At 66.9% G+C, this 21,972-nt stretch carries 19 protein-coding genes; 14 read left to right on the forward strand and 5 right to left on the reverse strand.

Annotated elements, in window-relative coordinates:
* Positions 1-21 precede the first annotated feature (21 nt).
* Positions 22-1,083, forward strand: a complete 1,062-nt coding sequence (locus tag ACFVWL_RS11430) for a TniB family NTP-binding protein (protein ID WP_387182532.1) — start codon at positions 22-24, stop codon at positions 1,081-1,083.
* Positions 1,084-1,261: 178 nt separating this feature from the next.
* Here the strand turns inward: ACFVWL_RS11430 and ACFVWL_RS11435 are convergent, their stop codons facing one another.
* Positions 1,262-1,819, reverse strand: a complete 558-nt coding sequence (locus ACFVWL_RS11435; RefSeq protein WP_387183646.1) for a hypothetical protein — start codon at positions 1,817-1,819, stop codon at positions 1,262-1,264.
* Between ACFVWL_RS11435 and ACFVWL_RS11440 the strand changes: the two genes are divergently transcribed.
* The 9 genes from ACFVWL_RS11440 (at position 1,799) to ccsB (ending at position 11,405) form a co-directional block, all read left to right on the forward strand.
* Positions 1,799-3,376 (forward strand): zinc-ribbon domain-containing protein, encoded by a 1,578-nt coding sequence (locus tag ACFVWL_RS11440; protein ID WP_387183609.1) that lies wholly within the window; start codon positions 1,799-1,801, stop codon positions 3,374-3,376. The genes ACFVWL_RS11435 and ACFVWL_RS11440 overlap by 21 nt on opposite strands.
* A 201-nt stretch (positions 3,377-3,577) precedes the next feature.
* Positions 3,578-4,465: a sce7726 family protein gene (locus ACFVWL_RS11445; protein ID WP_387182535.1), complete on the forward strand. Its 888-nt coding sequence runs from the start codon at positions 3,578-3,580 to the stop codon at positions 4,463-4,465.
* A gap of 3 nt (positions 4,466-4,468) precedes the next feature.
* Positions 4,469-5,416, forward strand: a complete 948-nt coding sequence (locus tag ACFVWL_RS11450; RefSeq protein WP_387182537.1) for a sce7725 family protein — start codon at positions 4,469-4,471, stop codon at positions 5,414-5,416.
* Positions 5,409-6,437, forward strand: coding sequence for an RES family NAD+ phosphorylase (locus ACFVWL_RS11455; protein ID WP_387182539.1), 1,029 nt, complete (start codon positions 5,409-5,411; stop codon positions 6,435-6,437). The genes ACFVWL_RS11450 and ACFVWL_RS11455 overlap by 8 nt, the downstream gene beginning before the upstream one ends.
* A 240-nt stretch (positions 6,438-6,677) precedes the next feature.
* Entirely contained in the window at positions 6,678-7,025 is a 348-nt protein-coding gene (locus tag ACFVWL_RS11460; RefSeq protein WP_387183612.1) for a MerR family transcriptional regulator, read from the forward strand.
* A gap of 63 nt (positions 7,026-7,088) precedes the next feature.
* The gene (locus ACFVWL_RS11465; protein WP_387182541.1) at positions 7,089-7,739 is read left to right on the forward strand and encodes a TlpA family protein disulfide reductase; all 651 of its coding nucleotides are present in this window, start codon (positions 7,089-7,091) and stop codon (positions 7,737-7,739) included.
* Between the two features lie 16 nt (positions 7,740-7,755).
* Entirely contained in the window at positions 7,756-8,541 is a 786-nt protein-coding gene (locus ACFVWL_RS11470; protein ID WP_387182544.1) for a cytochrome c biogenesis CcdA family protein, read from the forward strand.
* Between the two features lie 70 nt (positions 8,542-8,611).
* Positions 8,612-10,426, forward strand: a complete 1,815-nt coding sequence (locus tag ACFVWL_RS11475) for a cytochrome c biogenesis protein ResB (protein WP_387182546.1) — start codon at positions 8,612-8,614, stop codon at positions 10,424-10,426.
* 4 nt (positions 10,427-10,430) lie between these two features.
* Positions 10,431-11,405: a c-type cytochrome biogenesis protein CcsB gene (gene ccsB / locus ACFVWL_RS11480; RefSeq protein WP_387182548.1), complete on the forward strand. Its 975-nt coding sequence runs from the start codon at positions 10,431-10,433 to the stop codon at positions 11,403-11,405.
* Between the two features lie 127 nt (positions 11,406-11,532).
* Here ccsB and ACFVWL_RS11485 read toward each other — a convergent pair whose 3' ends face one another.
* The 3 genes from ACFVWL_RS11485 to ACFVWL_RS11495 form a co-directional block, all read right to left on the reverse strand.
* The gene (locus tag ACFVWL_RS11485; RefSeq protein ID WP_387182551.1) at positions 11,533-12,123 is read right to left on the reverse strand and encodes a 2'-5' RNA ligase family protein; all 591 of its coding nucleotides are present in this window, start codon (positions 12,121-12,123) and stop codon (positions 11,533-11,535) included.
* Positions 12,124-12,246: 123 nt separating this feature from the next.
* Positions 12,247-14,211, reverse strand: coding sequence for a YhgE/Pip family protein (locus ACFVWL_RS11490; protein WP_387182553.1), 1,965 nt, complete (start codon positions 14,209-14,211; stop codon positions 12,247-12,249).
* The gene (locus ACFVWL_RS11495; protein WP_387182556.1) at positions 14,208-17,009 is read right to left on the reverse strand and encodes an efflux RND transporter permease subunit; all 2,802 of its coding nucleotides are present in this window, start codon (positions 17,007-17,009) and stop codon (positions 14,208-14,210) included. The genes ACFVWL_RS11490 and ACFVWL_RS11495 overlap by 4 nt, the downstream gene beginning before the upstream one ends.
* A gap of 131 nt (positions 17,010-17,140) precedes the next feature.
* Here ACFVWL_RS11495 and ACFVWL_RS11500 point away from each other — a divergent pair, with 131 nt between their 5' ends.
* The gene (locus tag ACFVWL_RS11500; protein WP_387182557.1) at positions 17,141-17,764 is read left to right on the forward strand and encodes a TetR/AcrR family transcriptional regulator; all 624 of its coding nucleotides are present in this window, start codon (positions 17,141-17,143) and stop codon (positions 17,762-17,764) included.
* Here the strand turns inward: ACFVWL_RS11500 and ACFVWL_RS11505 are convergent.
* Positions 17,751-19,193, reverse strand: coding sequence for an MFS transporter (locus ACFVWL_RS11505; protein WP_387182560.1), 1,443 nt, complete (start codon positions 19,191-19,193; stop codon positions 17,751-17,753). The genes ACFVWL_RS11500 and ACFVWL_RS11505 overlap by 14 nt on opposite strands.
* A 78-nt stretch (positions 19,194-19,271) precedes the next feature.
* Between ACFVWL_RS11505 and ACFVWL_RS11510 the strand changes: the two genes are divergently transcribed.
* The 3 genes from ACFVWL_RS11510 (at position 19,272) to ACFVWL_RS11520 (ending at position 21,946) form a co-directional block, all read left to right on the forward strand.
* Positions 19,272-19,892, forward strand: coding sequence for a helix-turn-helix domain-containing protein (locus ACFVWL_RS11510; protein ID WP_387182563.1), 621 nt, complete (start codon positions 19,272-19,274; stop codon positions 19,890-19,892).
* A 114-nt stretch (positions 19,893-20,006) separates the two neighbouring features.
* Positions 20,007-20,699: a helix-turn-helix domain-containing protein gene (locus tag ACFVWL_RS11515; RefSeq protein WP_387182565.1), complete on the forward strand. Its 693-nt coding sequence runs from the start codon at positions 20,007-20,009 to the stop codon at positions 20,697-20,699.
* A complete protein-coding gene (locus ACFVWL_RS11520) occupies positions 20,696-21,946 on the forward strand; it encodes an MFS transporter (protein WP_387182568.1) in 1,251 nt (416 codons plus the stop codon). Before ACFVWL_RS11515 ends, ACFVWL_RS11520 begins: the two co-directional genes overlap by 4 nt.
* Positions 21,947-21,972: the final 26 nt, after the last annotated feature.

Raw genomic sequence — 21,972 nt, forward strand, 5'->3', positions numbered from 1 at the left:
GAGACCAAGAAAAGGAAACCCATGTCTACCTCCCAGAACCAGGCCGAGAAGGTCGGCGGCCACCTCGATACCCGGAGCACGCTGCAGCCCCTGCTGGAGAACCACAAGCCGGCCGTCGCAGAGAACGTGACCGTCGCCACGTACCACGGGTGGAGCGCCGAACGTCGGGCACGCTTCACTTTGCAGCGCACGGACCGCATCGCCGCGGGCATCGTCATAAAAACGCCATCTCTCGACGAGCTCGATAAGGAGGTGCGGCGCGCGGAGATCTTCGCCCGGCGAGATGTCGGCAGGGCCGGCGTGGTCGTCAACGGCCGCCCAGGAACCGGCAAGACCACCGCAGCCCTCCACGCCATGGCGGGAGCATTCCGCCGTCACGCACTCCGCTACCCGAACTGGAAACGCGATGAACACATCCCCGTCGTGTACATCGAGGTGCCGCCAGGATCCACGGCGCGTGGAGTCATGGGACGCTTCCTCCGATTCCTGGAAGTCCCCTTCATCGAGAAGATGACGCTGGAGGAGAGGACGCAGCTTGTTACCAAGCAGTTGCAGCGCGCGCACACGTCACTCGTTGTCATCGATGAGATGCAGAACCTCGCACGCGTGAGCAACGGAACGTTCGAGTCAGCCCAGGCCATCAAGAACCTGATGAACTCTCTGAAAGCCGTGCCGTTGTACGTCGGGTTCAACCTCGACAGGATCTTCTCGCACGATGACATCGGAGCGCAGTTCGCGTCGAGGTCGACGATGGTGTCGCTCGAGCGTATGCACTTCCGCACTTACGCCGGACGGAGGGACTGGAAAGCACTCGTCCGTGCCTTCGAGACGCAGTTCGGTCTGTTCAGCCACCCCACCGGGACGCTCGACCCGCATGCCGAGTACCTCTGGCGTCGGACCAGTGGGTCTATCGGAGCGCTCTCTCGGTTGCTGACAGTTGCTGCTCTTGAACTGGTCGAAGCTGCCCCCGCTGACCAGATCATCACCGTCTCCCACCTCGAGACCATCAAGCTCGATCTTGCGACAGAGCGGCTCTACGACATGATGGTCAACCCGCCGAAGAAGGCACGTCGTGCTGCCTGAGCTTCGTTCGCTGCCAGTGCGAGTACGGCCCGTACCGTTCGAAACCGTGGAGAGCTTCGGACAGCGCCTCGCGGCCGCAAACTCAATTCCCGAGCGGCGTTGGAGGTCAGGGCTGCGCGTTGCGCACGAAGCCGGCTCGCATCTGACTCTCGAACAGCTCCTGGAAGAACTCGGCGCGCTACGCAGCGGTCACTTCGCCGCGCAGCGCGCTGCCCTTCCGGCGCACGAGGACGACAGCAGATGCGGACAATGTGTCACCGGCCTCGACCAGCGCTTCGGTTGCACCCGATGCGCGAACGGTGCCCCAGCGCGGCAGATGAACCACGACGGCCCCCGGGTGTGTCCGAGACACCGACGTTGGGTGGGGCCCGGTGGGAGCCCTGATGAGCAGTTTCAGGTCGGGTCCGAAGTGCTGGCAGCTGACCGCCTGTACCGCAGGCTCCGGAGGGCCGGTGTCATCGACGCTCACCGCTTCGCTGAGATCCTTGGAGCTGTCGACGCGTGGGTCCAGGCTGAGAGGGATCGCCCCGCGGACCCGTCCGAGCGCTTCATCGTCGCCGTGCGGATCGCGCAGCGTGTTCTCGCTCCTCACGCACTGCACAAGGTGAAGGACCGAAGTGTCGTAGCGGCGGCGCGGTATCAGCGACTGTCCACCTCCATTGAAGAGATCGTCGGCGCCGCATCGTGCATCGTGTTGACGGATGCTGTGTGGTTGATGGTCCGAAACATCGGGCATGACGAATCATCGAGGCCGCATTGCTTCGCGGGGGAGAGCGCCGCCGAGCACGTCGATTACAACGACGACCTCGCGCAGCTGCGCACGTCGTTCTACCCGCGAGGTCGTCACCGACACCTCGTACAGTTCGTGAGCTCCGATCTGCCCCGAACACGGTTCGACCTGGCATGGACAAGCAATCAGCCCAACGAATATCTGTGCTTCCTCGGTCATCGCTTCACGGCGAACAGGAAGTCGCTCGTCGATGCTCGTCGGTCTGACGGATGCCGCTACTGCGCGCGCCGTGCGCCACTTCGGGGGTTCAACACGCTCGCAGACACTCATCCGCAGCTCATCTCTGAATGGCACCCGGTTCTCAACAAGGGGCTTCACCCTGAGGAACTCCTGTCGGGATCCGCTCGGCGCGTAGTTTGGCTGTGCTCGAAGGGGCATTCATATGCGCAAACTCCGGCGGCCCGCTCGAAAGGAGTGGGATGCGGTTACTGCGCCAATCACCTCGTCGACCCAGAGTCCAACGCGCTCTCCGTTACTCACCCCGAGTTGGCGACAGAGTGGCACCCAACGAAGAATGGGCGTCTAGCAGTAGACGACGTCGTTGCCGGGTCCGCAACCAAACGCTGGTGGAGGTGCGCCCAGATGGGCCACGACTACCTGATGGCGCCAGTTGTCCGCAGCCGCATCGGGGGCGGCTGCCCGTACTGCTCACGCAAGAAGGTCGATGCGTCCAACAACCTGGCCGCGACACATCCCCACGTCGCGGCTCTATGGCACCCCACCAAGAACACCTCAGTGCATCTGGAGAGAACCCTTTCAGGGACGGGCAGGCGCGTCTGGTTTCGATGTCCTCGGGGCCACGAGTGGGCTCAAGTCGTGAATCGGCAGGTGAGGCAGCCCGGATGTCAACGGTGCGATGGCAGGAGTGTCCCTGCGGGAACCAGTATGAGAGACACTCACCCTCAGTTGGCGGACGAGCTTGACGCAGACCTGAACGGTGGTATCACCGCAGACAACATCCATGCGGCGGCCACTCCGTATGTCTGGTGGTGTTGTTCTCGACAACACCGATGGCGTACGTCTCCGAAGCTCCGCTCGATGGGCCGCGGCGGGTGCCAGATCTGCTCCAACCGCCGAGTGGTGGCTGGTGACAACGACATGTCCACCACCCATCCTGAGCTGGCGAAAGAGTGGCACCCAACGAGAAACGGCACGCTGGCACCCGAGAAGGTTGTCGCAGGAACCGCGAAGCGGATCTGGTGGCGATGCGCTGACCACGGCCATGAGTGGCTCGCGTCGGGGAATGTTCGGATTCGCGGGCACCGCTGCCCGGCGTGCATGAGGGTGCGCGTGCCCGGAGTCAACGATCTCGCCTCCACGCATCCGCGTGTCGCGACGGACTGGGATCACTCAGCCAACGGGAGCACCACTCCTGCCGACGTGCAGGCGACCTCGCAGAAGCCCAGGTGGTGGCGATGCGCGCAGGGGCACCAGAGCCACGAAGGCCCGAGAACGCGAATCGCGCGAGGCGGGTGCAGAGACTGTCATGCCGACGCGGACTGACAACTATTGATGCCGGGCCGCGCACATCACGGTCATGAACTGTTCTCAGATGAATGCGCGGCCACCGGCCAAGAGCGGGGCGCGGAAGGACCGATCTCTTCTGCGCCCCGCCCGCGCCATCTCAACCCGCGGCCAGCCCCCTCGGATAGACTCGGTGCGCGGCTCGACCGCGCAGATCGGCGGTCGACAGGGGGTGAGGCGATGAACGCGGCGAAGACCGAGCTCGCTGCATCCACGCGGATGTTCTCCTCTACTGTCATCCGTGAACTTGGACAGACGGGCCAGTCAGGGTTGCTCTCTCGGCTTCTGGAACAGTCCGGCATTGCTCGAACGCTGCACTCGAGTTCGACAGTTGGCGATGCCTTCGACCAGGCCTTCAAGATCCTCCGCAGGCTAGGCAACCGCGACGAGTACGTGTACCGGTCAGCAATCACGCAGAAGATACTGCTCGGTCAGCACAACCTGCGCACAGCGTCCATGCTCGGTGAAGCGCGAGTTGGTATGTCGAAGGCCGACGTCGTCGTCTTCAACGGCACATCGACTGCATACGAGATCAAGTCCGAGCGCGACTCTTTGATCCGGTTGCGTACGCAGGTCACCGCATATGCGCAGGTCTTTGCGGCTGTGAACGTCGTGACCAGCCCCTCGCACGTCACCCAGGTGCTGCGACAAGTGCCGGAAGAGGTGGGCGTACTCGTCCTCACTGACCGATTTACGCTCAGAACGGAGCGGTCCGCAGCGGGAGACGCCTCCCGCACGGACCCTCTCGCCATTCTCGACTTCGTTCGCGTCGACGAGGCGTGCGCGATCCTCCGGGACCTCAACGTCGAGCCACCACGGGTTCCCAACACGCAGATGCGCGCAGCGCTGAGGGATCTGTTCGTCGAGCTAGATCCGGCCCGCGCCCACGACCGAATGGTGAGCACACTCAAGCAGTCTCGCTCCCGGAGTTCGGCCGAGGAGTACATCAAATCCCTCCCAATGTCCCTGCGTGCTGCCATGCTTACGCTGAAGATGAATGACGCGTCCGAGCGCAGGCTCCGCGACGCGACACGCTTGCCCATAGGTGCCGCACTCGCTTGGAGATAGCTCATGTACTACCCGTACTTCCGCGGAAAGCAGTTCGAACTACTCGCTCTGCGTGAGAGTGCGGACGTGATGGCCGAGGCTTCCTTCGTGCCCATCATCGAGCCAGTACGAGAATCTCTCAACGGGCTTGAGCGGGCGCTGCAAGCAATCAGCGACGCGGGCGGAGAGGCCATCGTCATCATCAACCCTCGACATGGTGACCACAAAGCCGACGGCGCGACCATTAGCGCGTTTCTCGACGCGAACTATAAAGATGACAGCGCCATCTCGGCCGGCATCCTGCTCGTTAACGGCACGAGTCTGGAGACGGCGAAGGCTCTCATCTCAAGACACGCGGATCACGCCCAGACTCTTGTACATGCGGGGTTCACAGCGCCCCGAGACCTCGCTGAGTACCTTCGTGACAACGACATCGCCGTGACGAACGTGTTCATCGAAGATCAAGCAAGCATGCTGTATCGGAGACACTTCGCCGCCGGGACGCGGGTACTGGTTCGAGATGGATTCGAGCAGCAGAAGAACGCGGACTACGAGCCCGTGGATGCGTTCTCCGATCTGCACATCACCTACACCGATCTCGACATGGATGGTTACGGTGACTTCCTGACCGTAGGAGATCGCTTCAGCGAAGGAGGCGGTCCTGCGTACGCGGTGGCCATCCACCTGACCTATATCGACCCCGATAACGACGATGCGATGTTTGTCTACCACTTCAAGTCGGACTCGAACGACACCCCCACAGATCCGGCGAACAAGTTCGCCGAGGCTCTGGCAAAGCTCATTGCTAAGCTCGACGCCCCTGAGTCGAAGCTCGTGGAGACGTCAGCTGTTGAGGAGTTCCGTCGCCTTCACGACGCCGGTCACTTCCCCGGGCTGGGATACATCAAGAAGCTGTCCATCAGGCATCACATCGAGACGCTCGCGGACTATCACCGCAACGCGGATGCCTGAGCGCCTCTGCTGCGCTGAGTGCTTCAGCGACGATTTCCTGCGCAACTTCATCGCCGACAAGCTCAGCCCTAGCGTGGGGGAGTGCGGATACTGTCACGTTGAAGGCGCCACACTGGTCCAGCCCCCGCTCCTCCGGGAGTCGTTCGAGAACCTGCTTGCGATTTACGAGTCCGACTCAGACGGTGATTCGCTGCCTGCGTTGCTGCGGCACGATTGGGGTCTGTTTACCGGACCAGTGATGGGCGAGGATCCAGCAGCCAAGGAGCTTCTGGCTGACATCCTCGACGATGGCGAGATTGTGAGGAAGCCGCATTCGGCTTCGGACAAGTACCAGGCGACGAGCCTGGCGCACTGGGACGATCTTCGTCACGAAATGATGCACGGCAATCGGTGGTTCCTGAATCAGAAGATCGACTATGACCGACTTCAAGCCCTGCTCGACTACCTCATTGTCGACCCGACGGAGCTGAGCCCGAGCTGGCATCGGGCTCGGATCGTGAGCGACGATCCGTTCACGCTCGACAAGATGGGCGCTCCGCCTTCCAAGAAGGCGGGACATGGACGAGCCAATCCGGCCGGAATCCCATACCTGTACCTCGGGTCTAGTCCGACCACCGCGGTGTCGGAAGTGCGGCCGCACACCGGAGAGGTCGCTTGCGTCGCCGAGTTCGAGATCCCGAGCATGAAAGCAGTCGATCTTCGCGCTCCGCGCGCGCGAATCTCACCTTTTGAACTCAACGACGACGAGGTCGGCCAGATGCACGCGGATCTGCCACTCCTCGAACGGCTTGGAGAAGAACTCACACGTCCGGTGCTTCCACAAGGCGCTCCATTCGAATACGTCCCGAGCCAGCATCTATGTGAGTTCATCAAAAGCTGCGGATTCGACGGCGTTGTGTATCGCAGCTCTGTCAGCGACGGTACTAACTTGGCGCTCTTCCATCCAGACCAAGCGACCGGCAAAAGCGTGAGCCAGTATGACGTCTCGAAGGTTGAGGTACACGTCCTCGCACAAGCGTGACGCTCGCGAGTCGGGGTGCCGTCCGGATCCTTCAGCCGGTACGAAGCGGCGGCCCACTCGTCGGTGTGGTCTGTCCAGTTAGAACGCATCTGGCGGGGGACTGAGGGACGTTTGCAGCGGCACTGCCAGAACAGATCAGTTGTGATGACGAGAAATTTTCGCGTAGCTCAGAGCGTTCCGCGTAATCTCGCGGGTCATCTACGGGATAACTGGTGCGCCGTGTACGACGATTGACACGAGCTGCCGACGAACGTGCTGCGGCATTGGGAGTCGGTGGGGCTGCTCACTCCTCCCCGGGACCCCGCGGGGCGGAGGCGCTATGGAGAGGACGAGGTCGTACGCATCGCCGTGATCCAACGCAGCAAGGCCGCGGGGATGACGCTCGAACAGATAGCCGTGCTGCTCGACGACGGGAGCGCCGGGCGGCACCAGGTGTTGCAGCAGCACCTGGACGATCTCGATCGACGCATGGAGGAGATGCGCCGATCCCGAGAGATGACCGAGCACGCGATGGGCTGCCGGGCCCACGACATCGCCACCTGCCCCCGGTTCCGGGCGGGCGTGGACGACATCCTGGCGCGCTTCTGAGGCTCGTCGGAGGAGGCCTCGTTTCCGGCTCGCGCATAGGAAGCTCTGCGTAAACTCGGAGTCGTGCCAAGCGATTCGACGCTCCGTCCGATCCGCAGCGGCCGCTCCTCCCGCACCCGGCGTTCGCGTCGTGCGGTCGGTGCCGCGCTCGCTGCGGTGCTCGCCATCGGTCTGAGCGCCTGCGCTCCCGATCCGGTCAGCGAATCGTTCCTGAACGGCGAGAACACCGGTTATGTCGCCGCCGACGGGGCGATCGTCGAGATCCCGGTCTCCGAGCGCGGCGAACCCGTCGTCTTCAGCGGGGTGACCGAGACGGGCGAGGAGTTCGACAGCAAGGACATCGCCGGACAGGTCGCCGTGATCAACTTCTGGTACGCCGGCTGCGCGCCGTGCCGTCTCGAGGCCGCCGATCTGGAAGGCGTCTGGCAGGACTTCAGCGATCAGGACGTCGCATTCATCGGCATCAACACCCGTGATCAGGCGGATACCGCCGTTGCGTTCGCCAACGAATACGGCATCACCTACCCGAGCCTGATCGACGTCGACACCGCCCAGGCCAAGCTCGCCTTCGCGACGGAGACGCCGATCGCCGCGACGCCGACCACGCTCGTGATCGACAAGCAGGGCCGCGTCGCCGCGCGCATCATCGGCCCGATCGACGGGAAGTCGATCCTCTCCACGCTCGTCAAGGACGCGTTGGCGGAGGACTCGTGAGCGGCCAGGGCACTTCATGAATCCCGAAGCGATCATCGGCTCCGGGGCCCTCTGGATCGCGATCCCGGTAGCGATGCTCGCGGGACTCGTCTCGTTCCTTTCCCCGTGCGTGCTGCCGCTCGTTCCCGGCTACCTCGGCTTCCTCGGCGGTGCCGTCGCGCCTCGGCCGACCGCTGCTGCCGGAGCACAGAGCCAGACGACGACCCAGACCACCGAGACCGCGACACGCGGCCGACTCGTGCTGGGCGTGCTGCTGTTCATCCTCGGCTTCAGCCTGGTCTTCGTCTCCATCACGGCCCTGGGCGGTGTGGCCAGCGTTTTCCTCCTGCAATGGGGCGAACTCATCACGCGCATCCTGGGCGTCGTCATCATCGTGATGGGCCTGGTGTTCCTCGGCCTATTCGGGTTCGCGCAGCGCGAGCTCCGCTTCCATGTGGACTCGAAAGCCGGCATCATCGGCGCCCCGCTGCTGGGCATCGCGCTCGGCATCGGGTGGGCGCCGTGCCTGGGCCCGACGCTCACGGCGATCTTCGCGCTGTCCTTCAACGCCGGCGACCCCGTGCGTGCGGGCTTCCTCGGGCTCGCCTACTCGCTCGGTCTCGGCATACCGTTCCTGCTCGTCGCCCTCGGCTTCGGGTGGGCGACGAAGGCGATCGGCTTCCTCCGCCGTCACATCCGCGTCGTCAACGTCATCGGTGGAATCCTGCTCATCGCCCTCGGCATCCTGATGGTCACCGGGCTCTGGACAGAGATCATGTCGCGCTTGACGGCGGTGATGGGCAGTGTCATCCTCCCGCTCTGACCGCTCCGAGAAGACCGAACCCTCCGCACAGAACCCCCGTCCTGAGAAGAACCCCCGCACTGAGAAGGCCATGACCAAGAACAAGGGTGCCGCGAACAGCGACTCCAGCGATCCGCTCCGCCCGTCTGACCACGTCGACGGCGACGACTCGATCACCCAGCCGCGGCTCGGCTTCGTCGGCTGGCTGCGCTGGGGCTGGCGTCAGCTGACCTCGATGCGCACCGCACTGATCCTGCTGCTCGTGCTCGCGATCGCCGCCATTCCCGGCTCGATCTTCCCGCAGCGGATGGCTGACCCCAACGGCGTCACGCAGTGGGAGCGCGACAACCCCGACCTCTTCCCGGTGCTCGACGGCCTGAAGCTGTTCGACGTGTACCTGTCGCCGTGGTTCTCGGCGATCTATCTGCTGCTGTTCGCCTCGCTCGTCGGGTGCGTGATCCCGCGCATCAAGCACCACGCCAAGGCGCTGCGCGCGCGCCCCCCGCGCACCCCCGCTCGACTGCAGCGACTCGAGGACTACCGTGCGGTCACCCGCGATCCGTCCGCCGACTCGGGCACCAAGACCGGTGACGCGGAAGCGGAGGCCGCCGCCTCGATCGACGTCGCGACGAAACAGCTCAAGGCCCTCGGCTACCGGGTGGAGCGCTACGACCGCGGACGCACGTTCTCCGTGTCGGCGGAGCGCGGCTACTGGCGCGAGACCGGCAACCTCCTCTTCCACATCGCTCTCGTGGGCGTGCTGGTCACGGTCGGCATCGGCGGCGGGTTCTCGTACACCGGGCAGCGTGTGCTGGTGGAGGGCGAGACCTTCGCCAACACGCTCCTCGACTACGACTCGATGAACCGCGGCCGGTTCGTGGGCGACGACGCGTTCTCTCCGTACTCGATGCGCCTCGACTCGTTCGACGTGACGTACCAGCCGTTCGGTGAGCCCGGTTCCGGGCAGGCAGGCGACTTCTCGGCCAACGTCACGGTTCAGCAGAGCGGCGAGGAGCGCACGGGCTCCGTCAAGGTCAACGAGCCGCTCGGGGTCGCCGACGACGACGTGTTCCTGCTCGGCAACGGTTACGCGCCGACCGTGACCGTGCGTGATCCCGCGGGCAACGTCGTGTTCACCAACAGCACGCCGTTCCTCCCGCAGGACAACAACATGACCTCCCTCGGTGTGCTCAAGGTGCCGGACGGACTCGCCGAGCAGGTCGGACTGGTCGGCTTCTTCTACCCGACGACCGGCGTTCTCGAGAGCGGGGCGTTCTTCTCCGCGTACGGCGACCTCACGAACCCGACACTCACGCTCGACGTGTACACCGGCGACCTCGGGATCAACGAGGGGGTGCCGCGTTCCGTCTACGTGCTCGACACCACGGGGATGACCAAGCTCACGGGCCGCACCACCGACGTCGAGTCGATCGAGCTGGCGCCGGGGCAGACCGCGCAGCTGCCGAACGGCCTCGGATCGGTGACCTTCGAGGACGAGTCCCCGGCGGGCGCGACGGATGCCTCCCAGTCGGTGAAGCGCTTCGCCTCGCTGCAGATCCACCGCGACGAGTCCGGTGTCTGGGTGCTCGGCTTCGCATTGCTGGCCCTCGGCGGTCTGATGATCGCACTGTTCGTTCCGCGTCGACGTGTGTGGGTCAAGGCCACGGCACACGACGGTGAGGTCGCACTCGAGTACGCCGCGCTCGCCCGCGGCGAAGACCCGACTCTCGCCGCCGCCGTGGAAGACCTCGTCGCCGGGCACGCCAGACTGCTCGACGCCGCCGGCGGAACGACGGCGCGCGCCACCGTCGACGACACCGCGACTGACGACACCGCGACTGATCACACCGCGGACGAGTCCGCCGAGCCGGAAGCCCCGGCAACCGACACCCCGAAAGTAGACTGACACCATGCTCGAGCTCAACGTGATCTCGCCGGTCCTGCTCTGGACCGCGATCGCGATCTATGCGGCAGCCTTCGTGGCCTACGCCTTCGATCTCGCGCGGCGCTCGCAGGCGACCGCCGACGCGCAGAACGCGCGCGAGTCGGTGCTCGTCGGAGCCGGTGGCGGAAGCATCACGGCATCCACCGGCGCCCCCGGTGCCGGTGCCGCTCCGCAGCGATTCGTGATGGCCCGGATCGGCACCTCGCTGACCGTGCTCGGGTTCCTCTTCCACCTCGCTGCCGCGATCACTCGTGGCATCGCGGCGGGACGCGTGCCGTGGGCGAACCTCTACGAGTTCGCGATGATGGGCACGCTGCTCATCATCGCGGTGTACCTCGTCGTGCTCACCCGCATCGACCTGCGATTCCTCGGGACTTTCATCACCGGCCTCGTCGTCGTGCTGCTCGGCCTCGGAGCGACGAACTTCTATGTCGACGTCTCGCCGCTGATGGACCCGCTCAAGAGCGTGTGGCTCGTCATCCACGTGTTCGTGGCGTCCCTCGCGACCGCGTTCTTCGCGCTGGCGTTCGCCCTCTCGGTGATCCAGCTCATGCAGTCGCGCCGCGAGCGTCTCCTCGGCGAGGGAGCGACGAAGACCGGGCCCGGCTTCCTCCGCACCTTCCCCAACGCGGTGCGCCTGGAGAGCCTGGCGTACATGTTCACGATCATCGGGTTCATCCTCTGGACCTTCACGCTCATCGCCGGGTCCATCTGGGCGTACTACGCCTGGAGCCGCTTCTGGGGCTTCGACGTCAAGGAGACCTGGACCTTCGTGATCTGGGTGATCTACGCCGGATACATCCACGCTCGTGCGACGCGCGGCTGGCGTGGCAACCCCTCGGCGTGGCTGGCGATCGTCGGATTCTCGGCCGTGATCTTCAACTTCACGATCGTGAACGTCTTCTTCAAGGGCCTGCATGCCTACTCCGGCCTGAGCTGAGTCTGCTTCCGGCTGCGAAAACGGAGACCTCCCGGCTTCGTCCCGGCGCGTCTGAACAAGACACGCAGGGCGAGGTGCGGGAGGTCTCCGTTTTGGTCGATGCAGGGGGCGGAGGCGGGGCCGAGGGTCAGCCGCCGAGAGGCAGGACCTCGGCCTGCTCGATGCCGTCTTCGTACCAGACCAGCTCGGCTTCGGTGATCGTCTCGGTGGACGCCGGCTCGAATGCGCGCAGCTCCGCCTCCGCGAATCGAGACCACTCCTCCAGGTCGAGACTCTTTCCGTAGAGCACCGACAGGTGGAAGGTCCAGTCCTCCAGCGGGAGTTCGCCGAGGCGGCGGAAGCCCGTGCCGTCCAGCGCCGTGGTCAGAGATGCGTACGCCGAGACGAGCGACGCGCTGCGGGCGAGGCGCACGATCAGGATCTGCCAGGGAGTGGGGAACTCGTCCACGGCTTCGGCGATCGCTTCGATCGGACGCTGCTGCGCAGCCCACACACGGATCAGTGCAGCGAGATCTTCTCGACGTTCCGGCTCGTAGAACCCCCGGAGAGTGATGTGCCCGGTGTGCGGATGCCGCGCCGGAGAGTCGAGGCGTGCGAGCGCGGCCTCCTGGGCCTCCCGATAGACCTCGGCGACCGCACCGGTGGGCCGGAGCACGAGGTACTGCTGTCCCTCCAGGCTCGCGAGTTGGTCGGGGGTGTCCATGAACGGTCGGTGCATGTCAGGAGCCTAGGACGCGTCGTGTGTGCGCCAAAACAGAGGCTGACACGCGAACGGCCCGGCGCGTCATGTGTCGACGCGCCGGGCCGGGCACGGATGGTCTCCGTTTTGGCAGGGAGGGGGTCAGGCCGTGGCGAGCACCGCCTTGGCCGAGGTCGTGCGTCGCAGCGTCACCGCGAGGGTCGTGGCCACGAGCGACAGCACGCCCCAGACGACCAGGGCCGCGACCGCCGAGCCACTGGCGGTGATCAAGCCCGCGAAGGCCGGAGCCGTCGGAAGGGCTTCCCCGATGCCGGCGAGCCAGTCCGGCACGGTCGAGATCAGCCCGGTCGCGACGGTGAGCACTCCGACGAGGGCGGAGATCCAGCGTCCGACGCCGCCGAACAGGGCGACGAGGGCCTGGTTCACTGCGGCGAACACCACACCGGCCAGTACGGCCGTACCCGCGAACGCCCACCAGGTGCCGGCGTCGTAGCTCGCCACGATCTGCACGATCAGCGACACCAGCAGTCCCTGACCCGCGCCGATCAGTGCCGCGGGAGCGAAAGCCGACAACGTCAGAGTCGCCGACGACCGCCGAGAGGTGAGGGTGCGGGCGGTGTGGGCGCGCATCACCACGAACGTCGCGAGTCCGCCGAACCAGAGCACCACTGCGGCGAGCAGCGGGATGGCGGTCGGGCCGAAGATCGTGTTCATCGACGAGTTCGACGACACCGGGTCGGCGATCACCGAGGCGAGCGACTTCGACTCGGTGTCACTGAACGAGGGAAGCGAATCGGATGCCGTGCGCAGCCCGCCCGCGAGGTCACCCGTGCCGGTTGCCAGGGTGTCGAGCCCCGTTGCGAGTTCGGTGGTCCCGTCGGCGAGAGCGGTCGCCCCGTCGGACAGCTGGGTCGCACCGGAGGCGAGGCCGCGGGCGCCCGTGGCAGACGCGCCGATGCCCTGGTCGGCGAGCTGGGTGAGGCCGCCCGAGAGCTGGGTGGCGCCTGCTCCTGCCTGAGTCATGCTGGACACCAGGGTGTCGAGCGTTCCAGGGATCGCGGCGACCCCGGGGGCAGCGCCCGTGAGGTAGCCGGAGGCCGTTCCGGCGGAGACGGCGAGTGTCTGCGAGGCCGTAAAGGCATCGGCGACGCTCTTGCAGAACTCCGGGCCAGAGACGTCAGGATCGCAGGATGCGGCCAGTGCACCGAGGCTTCCCGCGAGTGCCTTCGACCGGGTGGCTGCGTCCTGCGCCGAGGTAGTACCGGTCTGAACTGCGCCCATGGCGTCTTTCAGGCCACCAACGTTCTCGCCGAGCTTCGCCGCACCGGCCGTCAGCCCGGATCCGATCTGCGCCGCACCCGCGGCAGCCTCGCGGGTCTTGCCCGCGATCGTGTCGAGGCCCGATGCGAGCGACGACGCACCCGTCCCGAGCTCGCCCGCACCGGATGCCAGCTTCGTGGCGCCGTCAGGGATCGCGGCGGCTCCGGTCGCGGCATCACGCGCCCCGTTCGCGAGCTTGAGCGCGCCGTCCGCTGCATCACCGATCTGGTCACCGATCGTGGTGAAACCGACCAGGATGTTCTCGGTCGTCGCCTCGGAGAGCATCGTGCCCATGGTCGAGGCGGCGACGTCCGCGATCTGACCCGTGATGAGGTCGTCGGCGACGAGTCCGTCCTCCGGAGTGGTCACGGTGATGGTGGCCTGCTCGGCCTTGCCGCCGCCGTCGGAGATCGCGGTGCCGGCCGAGGTGGCTGCGGCGGAGAACTCTTCGGGGATCGTGATGACGGCCTGGTAGGAGCCGTCGGCGAGCCCGTCGGCGGCATCGTCCTTGTTCGAGATCACCCACGTGAGGTTCGAGTCGAGGTCGTCCGATCCCTCCACGAGGCCGGAGGCGAGCTGACGTCCGAGCGGGGTCATCTGGCCGTCGATGGTCACGGGCTCATCGAGGTTGACGATGGCCGCAGTCATGGAGTCCAGCCGCTCCGTCGGGTTCTGCAGCGCCGCGACCAGGATGCCGCCGACCGCCGCCGGCAGCAGCAGCACGCCGAGGATGGTCAGCCACGTGATGGGCTTGCGGGAGCGCGCGCGCTCGATGGGGAGGGTCATGCGGTCACCTCGGTGGATTCTGCGGCGCTCCGGCGAGGAGCACGCGCGTCGAGAGTCTGTGCGTCGGGCCATCCGGCCTCGGCGAGGGTGGTCCGCGCCGAGTCGGCATCGGAGGCGGTGGCGAAGACCGCGAGCGTGCGGGAGGCCGCGGCATCGCGCAGCATCGCCGTCGCCTGGTCGCGCTGGCCACCCGTCAGGCGGTCGATCCCGTCGATCACGACGATCTGCGACTTCCCGCGGAGTGCTTCGGCGAGATCGCCGAGTGCGGCATCCGCGTCGTCGACCAGCACGCAGCCGACGTGTGAGCGCACCCAGGCGGCGCGGCCAGGGAGCAGATGCCCCGCGACGCGGAGGCGCCCGTCCGTCGGGGTCAGGCGCCCGGCGACGGTGAGGGCCAGAGCCCGACGGGCGCGCAGGTCGCCACCTGTCGCGATGACGGCACCGCCCTCGGGGATCCGCATCGACAGCCCCTCGACCAGCGGTGCGTCGGCGCTGATCTCGAGGTCGTCGGCCGCGACGATCGAACCGTCTCCCGGCCAGGCGGCCAGGTGCCGTTCGCGCTCGACGGCTTCGCCCTCGACGTCGACGCGGGGGAGGATCTTCTCCAGCCAGCGCGGGAGCTCCCAGGCCCGCTCGCCCAGGATCGCCATGAGCGCGGGGATCAGCGTCATACGCACCAGGAAGGCGTCGAACGCGATACCGGCGGCGAGGCCGAGCGCGATCGGCTTGAGCGACGAATCACCTTCGGGGACGAATGCGACGAACACTGCGAACATGATGAGCCCAGCCGCCGTGACGACCTTCGCCGAGCCGGTGAAGCCGCTGCGGACGGCGCGGAGCGCAGCAGCCCGCCGGGTGGCACGGTTCGGGCTCGTCGCATCCTTGTCGTGCACGAAGTCCTCGCGCATGCGGGAGACGAGGAACACCTGGTAGTCCATGGCGAGGCCGAACAGCACGCCCATCAGGATGATCGGCATGAAGCTGATGATCGGCCCGACCTTGGCGACGTGCAGCAGGTCGGCGAACCAGCCCCACTCGAACACCGCGCCGACCACGCCGAAGGCGGCGACGATCGACAGCAGATACCCGACGGCGGCCGTGATCGGTACCCAGAGCGAGCGGAACACGATGGTCAGCAGGATCAGCGAGAGGCCGATCACGAAGATGCCGAACGGCAGCAGTGCGTTGCCGAGCTGGTCGGAGATGTCGATGCCGACGGCCGTGAAGCCGGTGACCTTGAGGTCGATACCGAACTCGTCGAGCCATTCGTCGTGGTGGCTGCGCAGCTCGCGCACGAGGTCGGCGGTCGCCGGGTCGTCCGGTGCGGTCTCGGGGATGATCTGCACGATGCCGGTATCGGCGGTCTCGTTCGGCGTCGCGAGGGCGACCTCCTTGACACCGGGGACCTTCGCGACCGCGTCGCCGAGATCTTCCATCAGGGTGAGCGGATCGGTGGAGGTGACGATCGTGCCGGTGAGGATCAGCGGACCGTTGAATCCGGGTCCGAACTGGTCGCCGACGAGATCGTAGTTCTGCCGGGCCTCGGAGTCCTTCGGGAGCACGCCGGCGTTCGGCAGGGCGAGGTCGAGGCTCAGCGCGGGCACGGCCACGATTCCGAGTCCGAGGACGACCGCGAGTGACACCAGCACCGGGTGCTTCATGACGCCGCCGACCCACCGGGCGCTGCCCTTCGCCGGGGCGGTGACGGGCTTCGGCTCATCCGACGCATCGGATGCCGCGCTCTTCCTCGCCCTCGACGCCTTGACCTTCTTCGGGCGGCCGACGACTCTGCCCTTCATGAAGCCGAGCAGAGCTGGAGTGAGGGTGATGGCGATCGCGACGGCGACGGCGACCGCGGCGGAGGCGGCGATGCCCATGGTCGTCAGGAACGGGATGCCGGCGAAGCCGAGGCCGATCAGTGCGATGAGCACCGTGACGCCGGCGAACACGACGGCGGATCCGGCTGTGCCGACAGCGCGCGAGGCGGATTCCTCCGGATCCACGCCGTCACGCACCTGGTCCTGATGTCGCGCCATGATGAACAGCGCGTAATCGATGCCGACGGCGAGCCCGAGCATGAGCGCCAGTAGCGGCGTGGTGGAGGAGACGGTGGCGAACGCGGTCGCGGTGAAGATGCCGGCCATCGAGATGCCGACGCCGAGGATCGCGGTGAGCAGGGGGAGCCCCGCCACGACGAACGAGCGGAACGTGACGATGAGCACGAGGAGCGCGATCAGAAGCCCGACTGCCTCGGTGAGGGTGACGCCGGGGATCGAGATCGCGAAGAGGTCACCGCCGAGCGAGGTCTGAGCGCCCGAGGGGAGCTCGGAGTCGAGGTCGCTCACGACCGACCGCAGCGCATCCTTCGTCGTGTCCGAGACATCGGTGGACTCGCCGTCGAACTGCACGCGCACGATGGCGGCGGTGTCGTCGTCGTTGATCATGCCCTTGACCATCTCGTCGTAGGGAGAGGTGGCGGCGAGCACGCCGTCGAGGTCGTCCAGGTCGCCGACCGCATCCTCGATGTGCTCGCGGTAGGAGTCATCCGTGATCTTGTCGCCGTCGGCGGCGACCACGATGAACTGCGCGTTCGTGCCGCTCACCTGCGGGAACGAGCGGGAGAGCTGCTCGAGTCCGGCCTGCGATTCGGTGCCGGGGATGGAGAAGGTGTTGTCGGTCCCCGCTCCGAGCACGAGTGCACCGGCGCCGGCGATGCCGAGTGCGAGCAGCCAGGACACGAGGACTCGCCACGGGTGCCGGAAGGACCAGCGTCCGAGCGAGGACAGGAGAGTGGACACGCGTTCCTCCGAGGGGTGCGGGGTGGATACACAGGTGTATCCAATACATAGATGTATCGTAAGGTGACCCGCCCGGCCAAGCCTGTGTGCGGGGTGTGAATCATGCGAGAGTGAAGGGTCAGGAGGTTTCGATGTCGACACCCGCAACCCGCAGTCGTGAGAACACGCGCGCCCGTCTGCTCGAGGCGGCGGCGCAGGTCTTCGCCGAGGTCGGGCTCGATGGAGCGTCGGTCGAGGCCGTCTGCGAGCGAGCCGGTTTCACCCGCGGCGCGTTCTACTCGAACTTCGAGTCCAAGGACGAGCTGTTCCTCATGCTCGCCGCCAGCGTCTCCGAGGTGCGCGTGAACGCGGTGCGCACCCGCGTCGAGGAACTGACGGCCGCCGGTGCTCTGGTCGAGGGGTGCGATCCGATCGACCTCGTTCAGCAGATCATGGAACTCGGCGGAGACGACCGTCTCGGCGTCATGCTGCTCAGCGAGATCCGCATCCGTGCCCTGCGTGATGCGAGGTTCGGCGAGGCATACCTCGCACAGGAGCGCGAGATGGTCTCGAGCATCGCCCAGATCGTCGATGACATCGTCACCGCCGGGTTGCTGCGTCTACGCCTGCCAGCGGAGACCGCGGCGCGCATGCTCATGATCATCTGGGAGGGTATGACCGTGCGAGGGGCGATGGCCGGCCAGGACGACGCGCAGCTGCGGCACTCCGGCGGCGAAGAACTCGGCCGTCTGGTGCAGCTGCTCATCGAGCCGTAGTCGGCGCCGTCTCACCGCGTGGCTTCGGTCCCCGTGCCTTCGATCCGTGACGTCTCGTCGCGAGAGAGAGCACGACGGCGGCGACCAGGAGCGCTGCCGTCACCAGGAACGTCACCCGCAGCGCATCGGTGAGCGCCCCCGGAGAAGCCGCTGCGATCTCCGTTGCGCCGGATGCCGCGGAGAAGAGCGCAGCGAGCACGGAGGCACCGGTGATGAGTCCGAGGTTGCGGGAGAGGCCGAGCAGTCCTGAGGTCACGCCACGACGCTCGGCCGGCGTCGCGCTCAGGACGCCGGTGTTGTTCGCGGCGAGGAACAGCTGGTACCCGGGCGCGAGCAGGACGGTACCGGCGATGTATCCGGGCAGCCCCCACCAGGCGGGAAGCAGCGCGAGCGCGAGAGCTCCGATGACCATGGCGGAGAGCCCCGAGGTGGTCATGAGTCGAGGGCCGAACCGGTCGACCGTGCGTCCGGCGATGACCCCCGTGCAGATCGAGGCGAGCGGACCGGCCGCCATGGTCGCACCGATCGCTGCCGGTGGGAGGTGCAGTGCTCCGGCGAGGAAGAACGGGCCGACCACGAGAGTGCTCATCATGACCGTGCCGACGATCAGGTTGAGGATGGCCCCGATCGAGACATCGCGGTTGCGGAGCAGTGCCGGGGGAAGCAGTGCGTGGGAAGCGCGGGCCTCCCGGAGGATGAACAGGGCGGCAGCCGCGACCGCGCCGCCGAGGAGTGCCGGCGTCGGCCACGACTCGTCGGCGCTGGGCATGGTCACGCCGAGCGTGTAGAGGCCGACCGCCGCCGTGAGCAGAAGCACGCCCCCGAGGTCGAATCCGCGTCGATCCGCACGTGCAGTGGGCGCATCGCCATCGGCCGTTCCGGTCATGATCGCGGCGAGCGCGCCGAGCGGCACCATGGCCGCGAAGATCGCCGGCCACCCGGCCACCGTGATCAGGAGGCCGCCGAGGGCGGGTCCGGAGGCCGTTCCCACCGCGGCTGTCGTCCCGAGCAGGCCCATGACCCGTCCGAGGTGTTCCGGCGGCACCATGTCGCGAGCGCGGGCCAGGGGGAGCGCCATCATCACGGCCGCGCCGACACCCTGCAGGGCGCGGGCGCCGATCAGCATCCACAGAGTCGGCGCGAGGGCGGACAGCGCGGCGGCGCCGGTGAAGACGGCGATGCCCATCCAGAGAACGCGTCGCCGCCCGATCAGATCTCCCAGATGCCCGACCGTGAGACTCGTCGCCGTCATCGTCAGCAAGTAGGCGAGCGCCACCCACTGCGTCTGTGCGAACGTGCCGCCCAGCTCTCGGGCGATCGTCGGAAGCGCCACGTTCGCGGCGCTGGTCCCGAGGGAGGCGACCAGCACGCTGAGGGCGAGCCCGGCTGTTCCTGATCGGAGGGGAGAAGTGGTGCGGGACTGCGTCATGCCTTCAGCTTCGAACTCATCGCACTCGAATGGCAACTCACGTTGCTGAAACCGGGATCTCTGTGATGTCATGAGGTCATGGATGAGAACGAGGCGATCGTCGATGCGACGCTGGAGCGGATCGGTCCTCGGCTGCAGGCGCTGCGCGCACGGCGAGGGGCGACGCTCGCCGAGGTCGCCTCCGTCACCGGCATCTCCAAGAGCACGCTCTCGCGCCTGGAGACGGGGCAGCGACGGCCGAGCCTGGAGCTCCTCCTGCCGCTCGCGCGCATGTACCGAGTGTCGCTCGACGACCTCGTCGGCGCGCCGGAGACCGGCGACCCGAGGGTGCGCCTGCGCCCGCGGCGTGTCAACGGGCGCACCGTGGTGGCGCTCACCCGCCAGCCGGGCGAGAGGCATGCGTGGAAGATCATCATCCCTCGCGATGCCTCGGAGCCCACGCTGACATCGCACGAGGGGTCGTCGTGGATGTACGTGCTCACCGGCCGCATCCGGCTCATCGTGGGTGACCGCGATGTGGCGCTCGAGGCGGGCGAGGTCGCGGAGTTCGACACGCGGACGCCGCATTGGTTCGGCGCCGACGGGAAGCACGACGCCGAGATCCTCACGATCTTCGGCACGGACGGTGACCACGGCGCGCGCAGCGCCGACCTCGCGACGCGCCATCTCGCGGAGGCGCTCGGAGCGCCTCCCGAGTGAGGGGTGACGGCGAGCCTTGATTTCGAGAGTTGACTCTCATAACCTGGTGAGGTGACCCTAACTTCTCCTGGCGGGCGGCCTGCGCCTCGAAAGCGGCCCGGGCGACCGCCGGCGGTGGACGCCGATGCGATCGCGACCGCTGTGATCGCGGTGGGCTTCCACGATCTGACCTTCGCGTCCGTCGCGGAGAGGCTCGGAGTCGGGCAGGCGACGCTCTACCGGCACGCGAGCAATCGCGACGAACTGGTGCGTCTCGGCCTCGACCGTGCGCTGCGCACCGCGGAATGGCCTGGTCTCGAGGGGGAGTGGCGTCCGCTGCTCGAACGCTGGGCGGTCGCCGCCTGGCGCGTGTGGGAGCAGCACCCGGGAGCGGTGCTGGAGCTGACCAGAGGTGTGGTGCCCTGGTCGATCGTGCTGCTTGCAGATCGTGTGGGTGCCGCTCTCGTCGAGCGCGGGTTCACCGCCCGAGCCGCCGTGCTCGCCGTCGACCTCGTGTTCGACCTCACCGCCGACAGCAGACGCGGCGTCGAGATCCTGGACGCCCCCATGGTCGCTCAGGACGGAAGAGTGCGCGAGGTTCTCGAGAAGCAGTGGCGGACACCGTCCGCAGCGCGCGCGGACAGTGTGGCGGCCCAGGTGCACGACGAGATGATCCTCGCCATCACGGCCGACCCCTTCGACTGGTTCCACGGAAAGCTGCGCATCGTCCTCGCGGGGATAGCGCAGGAGCTGGCAGGCGATGATGCCGACGCCGAGCGGATCCACGACGACGATCAGACGACCAGAGCGACAGGAACCCTCCGATGACCAGCCCCGACACCGCATCCGTCCCCACGGCCCAGACCGCACCGAGCTCGCAGGTGCCTCTGCTGCTGGGGGCGGTGTTCCTCGCCTACCTCGCGCAGATGACACTGAATCCGATCATCGCGCCGCTCTCCCGCGAGGTCGGACTCGCGGAGTGGCAGATCGGCGTCACGATCAGCGTCGCGGCGGTGATGATCGTGCTGACGAGCCAGTTCTGGGGGCGACGTTCGCAGTCGTGGGGACGCAAGCCGGTTCTGGTCTTCGCTTTCACTCTCGCCGTCGTGACCATGGCGCTTTTCGCCGTCACGGCCTTCTGGGGCATGAACGGCATGATCAGCGGAACCGTGCTCTTCCTCCTCTTCGTCCTGCTGCGCGGGATCGGCTTCGGGGCGGCGCTCGCCGCCGTTCCGCCGACCGCGCAGGCCTACATCGCCGATGTGACTCCTGACGAGAAGGCCAGGGTGAAGGGGATGGCCGGAGTCGGTGCCGTACAGGGGATCGCGATGATCGCGGGGTCCGTGGTCGGCGGCGTGCTCTCGGCGTTCGGACTCCTCACGCCGCTGATCGTGGTCCCGTTCCTGCTGTTGGCGGGGCTCGGCGTCGTGGCGTTCCTACTGCGCAGGGAGACGCGCATCGAGCTGATCGAGAAGCCCGCCAGGGTGCGCCCTTTCGACACCCGTGTCTGGCCGTTCCTGGTCGCCGGGTTCGGGATGTTCACCGCGCTGGGTTTCATCCAGGTCATCACGGGGTTCATCGTGCAGGACCGTCTGCACCTGGCTGCCGCGCAGACCGGTCTGGTCACCGGAGGGGCACTGCTCGCCGCGGGCGTGGGCATGGTTACGGCTCAGGCCGTGATCGTCCCGAGGAGCGGTTGGACACCGCCGACCCTGCTCCGCGTCGGCGGGCTCACCGCCCTCGTCGGCTTCGGTCTGCTCATCGTCGATCTCGGTGCCGTGGCGCTCTTCGCCGCGATCCTGATCATCGGACTGGGCCTCGGCACCGCGATGCCGGGGTACACCGCCGGTCCCACTCTCCTGGTCCGTCGCGACGAGCAGGGCGGACTCGCCGGTCTCATCGGCGCCACCACCGGGCTCACGTTCGTGGTCGCGCCGACTCTCGGCACCAGCCTCTACGGGGTGTGGCCGGCACTGCCGATCATCATCGGCGCCGTGATCATGGCGTTGGTCACGTTGTTCGTGTGGGTGCATCCGCGGTTCCGGCAGGTCGCCGCGCTCACGACAGAGGCGTGACCGGGTGGCGTGACCGGATGGCGTGA

The organism is Microbacterium sp. NPDC058269 (genome assembly GCF_042881445.1).
Classification (GTDB): domain Bacteria; phylum Actinomycetota; class Actinomycetes; order Actinomycetales; family Microbacteriaceae; genus Microbacterium.

Excerpts from the sequence above, each read along its gene's own strand:
- ACFVWL_RS11430 (WP_387182532.1), top strand. The coding sequence starts at position 22 with ATGTCTACCTCCCAGAACCAGGCCGAGAAGGTCGGCGGCCACCTCGAT.
- ACFVWL_RS11440 (WP_387183609.1), top strand. The coding sequence starts at position 1,799 with ATGGTCCGAAACATCGGGCATGACGAATCATCGAGGCCGCATTGCTTC.
- ACFVWL_RS11435 (WP_387183646.1), bottom strand. The coding sequence starts at position 1,819 with ATGCCCGATGTTTCGGACCATCAACCACACAGCATCCGTCAACACGAT.
- ACFVWL_RS11445 (WP_387182535.1), top strand. The coding sequence starts at position 3,578 with ATGAACGCGGCGAAGACCGAGCTCGCTGCATCCACGCGGATGTTCTCC.
- ACFVWL_RS11450 (WP_387182537.1), top strand. The coding sequence starts at position 4,469 with ATGTACTACCCGTACTTCCGCGGAAAGCAGTTCGAACTACTCGCTCTG.
- ACFVWL_RS11455 (WP_387182539.1), top strand. The coding sequence starts at position 5,409 with ATGCCTGAGCGCCTCTGCTGCGCTGAGTGCTTCAGCGACGATTTCCTG.
- ACFVWL_RS11470 (WP_387182544.1), top strand. The coding sequence starts at position 7,756 with ATGAATCCCGAAGCGATCATCGGCTCCGGGGCCCTCTGGATCGCGATC.
- ACFVWL_RS11475 (WP_387182546.1), top strand. The coding sequence starts at position 8,612 with ATGACCAAGAACAAGGGTGCCGCGAACAGCGACTCCAGCGATCCGCTC.
- ccsB (WP_387182548.1), top strand. The coding sequence starts at position 10,431 with ATGCTCGAGCTCAACGTGATCTCGCCGGTCCTGCTCTGGACCGCGATC.
- ACFVWL_RS11485 (WP_387182551.1), bottom strand. The coding sequence starts at position 12,123 with ATGCACCGACCGTTCATGGACACCCCCGACCAACTCGCGAGCCTGGAG.
- ACFVWL_RS11490 (WP_387182553.1), bottom strand. The coding sequence starts at position 14,211 with ATGACCCTCCCCATCGAGCGCGCGCGCTCCCGCAAGCCCATCACGTGG.
- ACFVWL_RS11500 (WP_387182557.1), top strand. The coding sequence starts at position 17,141 with ATGTCGACACCCGCAACCCGCAGTCGTGAGAACACGCGCGCCCGTCTG.
- ACFVWL_RS11505 (WP_387182560.1), bottom strand. The coding sequence starts at position 19,193 with ATGACGCAGTCCCGCACCACTTCTCCCCTCCGATCAGGAACAGCCGGG.
- ACFVWL_RS11510 (WP_387182563.1), top strand. The coding sequence starts at position 19,272 with ATGGATGAGAACGAGGCGATCGTCGATGCGACGCTGGAGCGGATCGGT.
- ACFVWL_RS11520 (WP_387182568.1), top strand. The coding sequence starts at position 20,696 with ATGACCAGCCCCGACACCGCATCCGTCCCCACGGCCCAGACCGCACCG.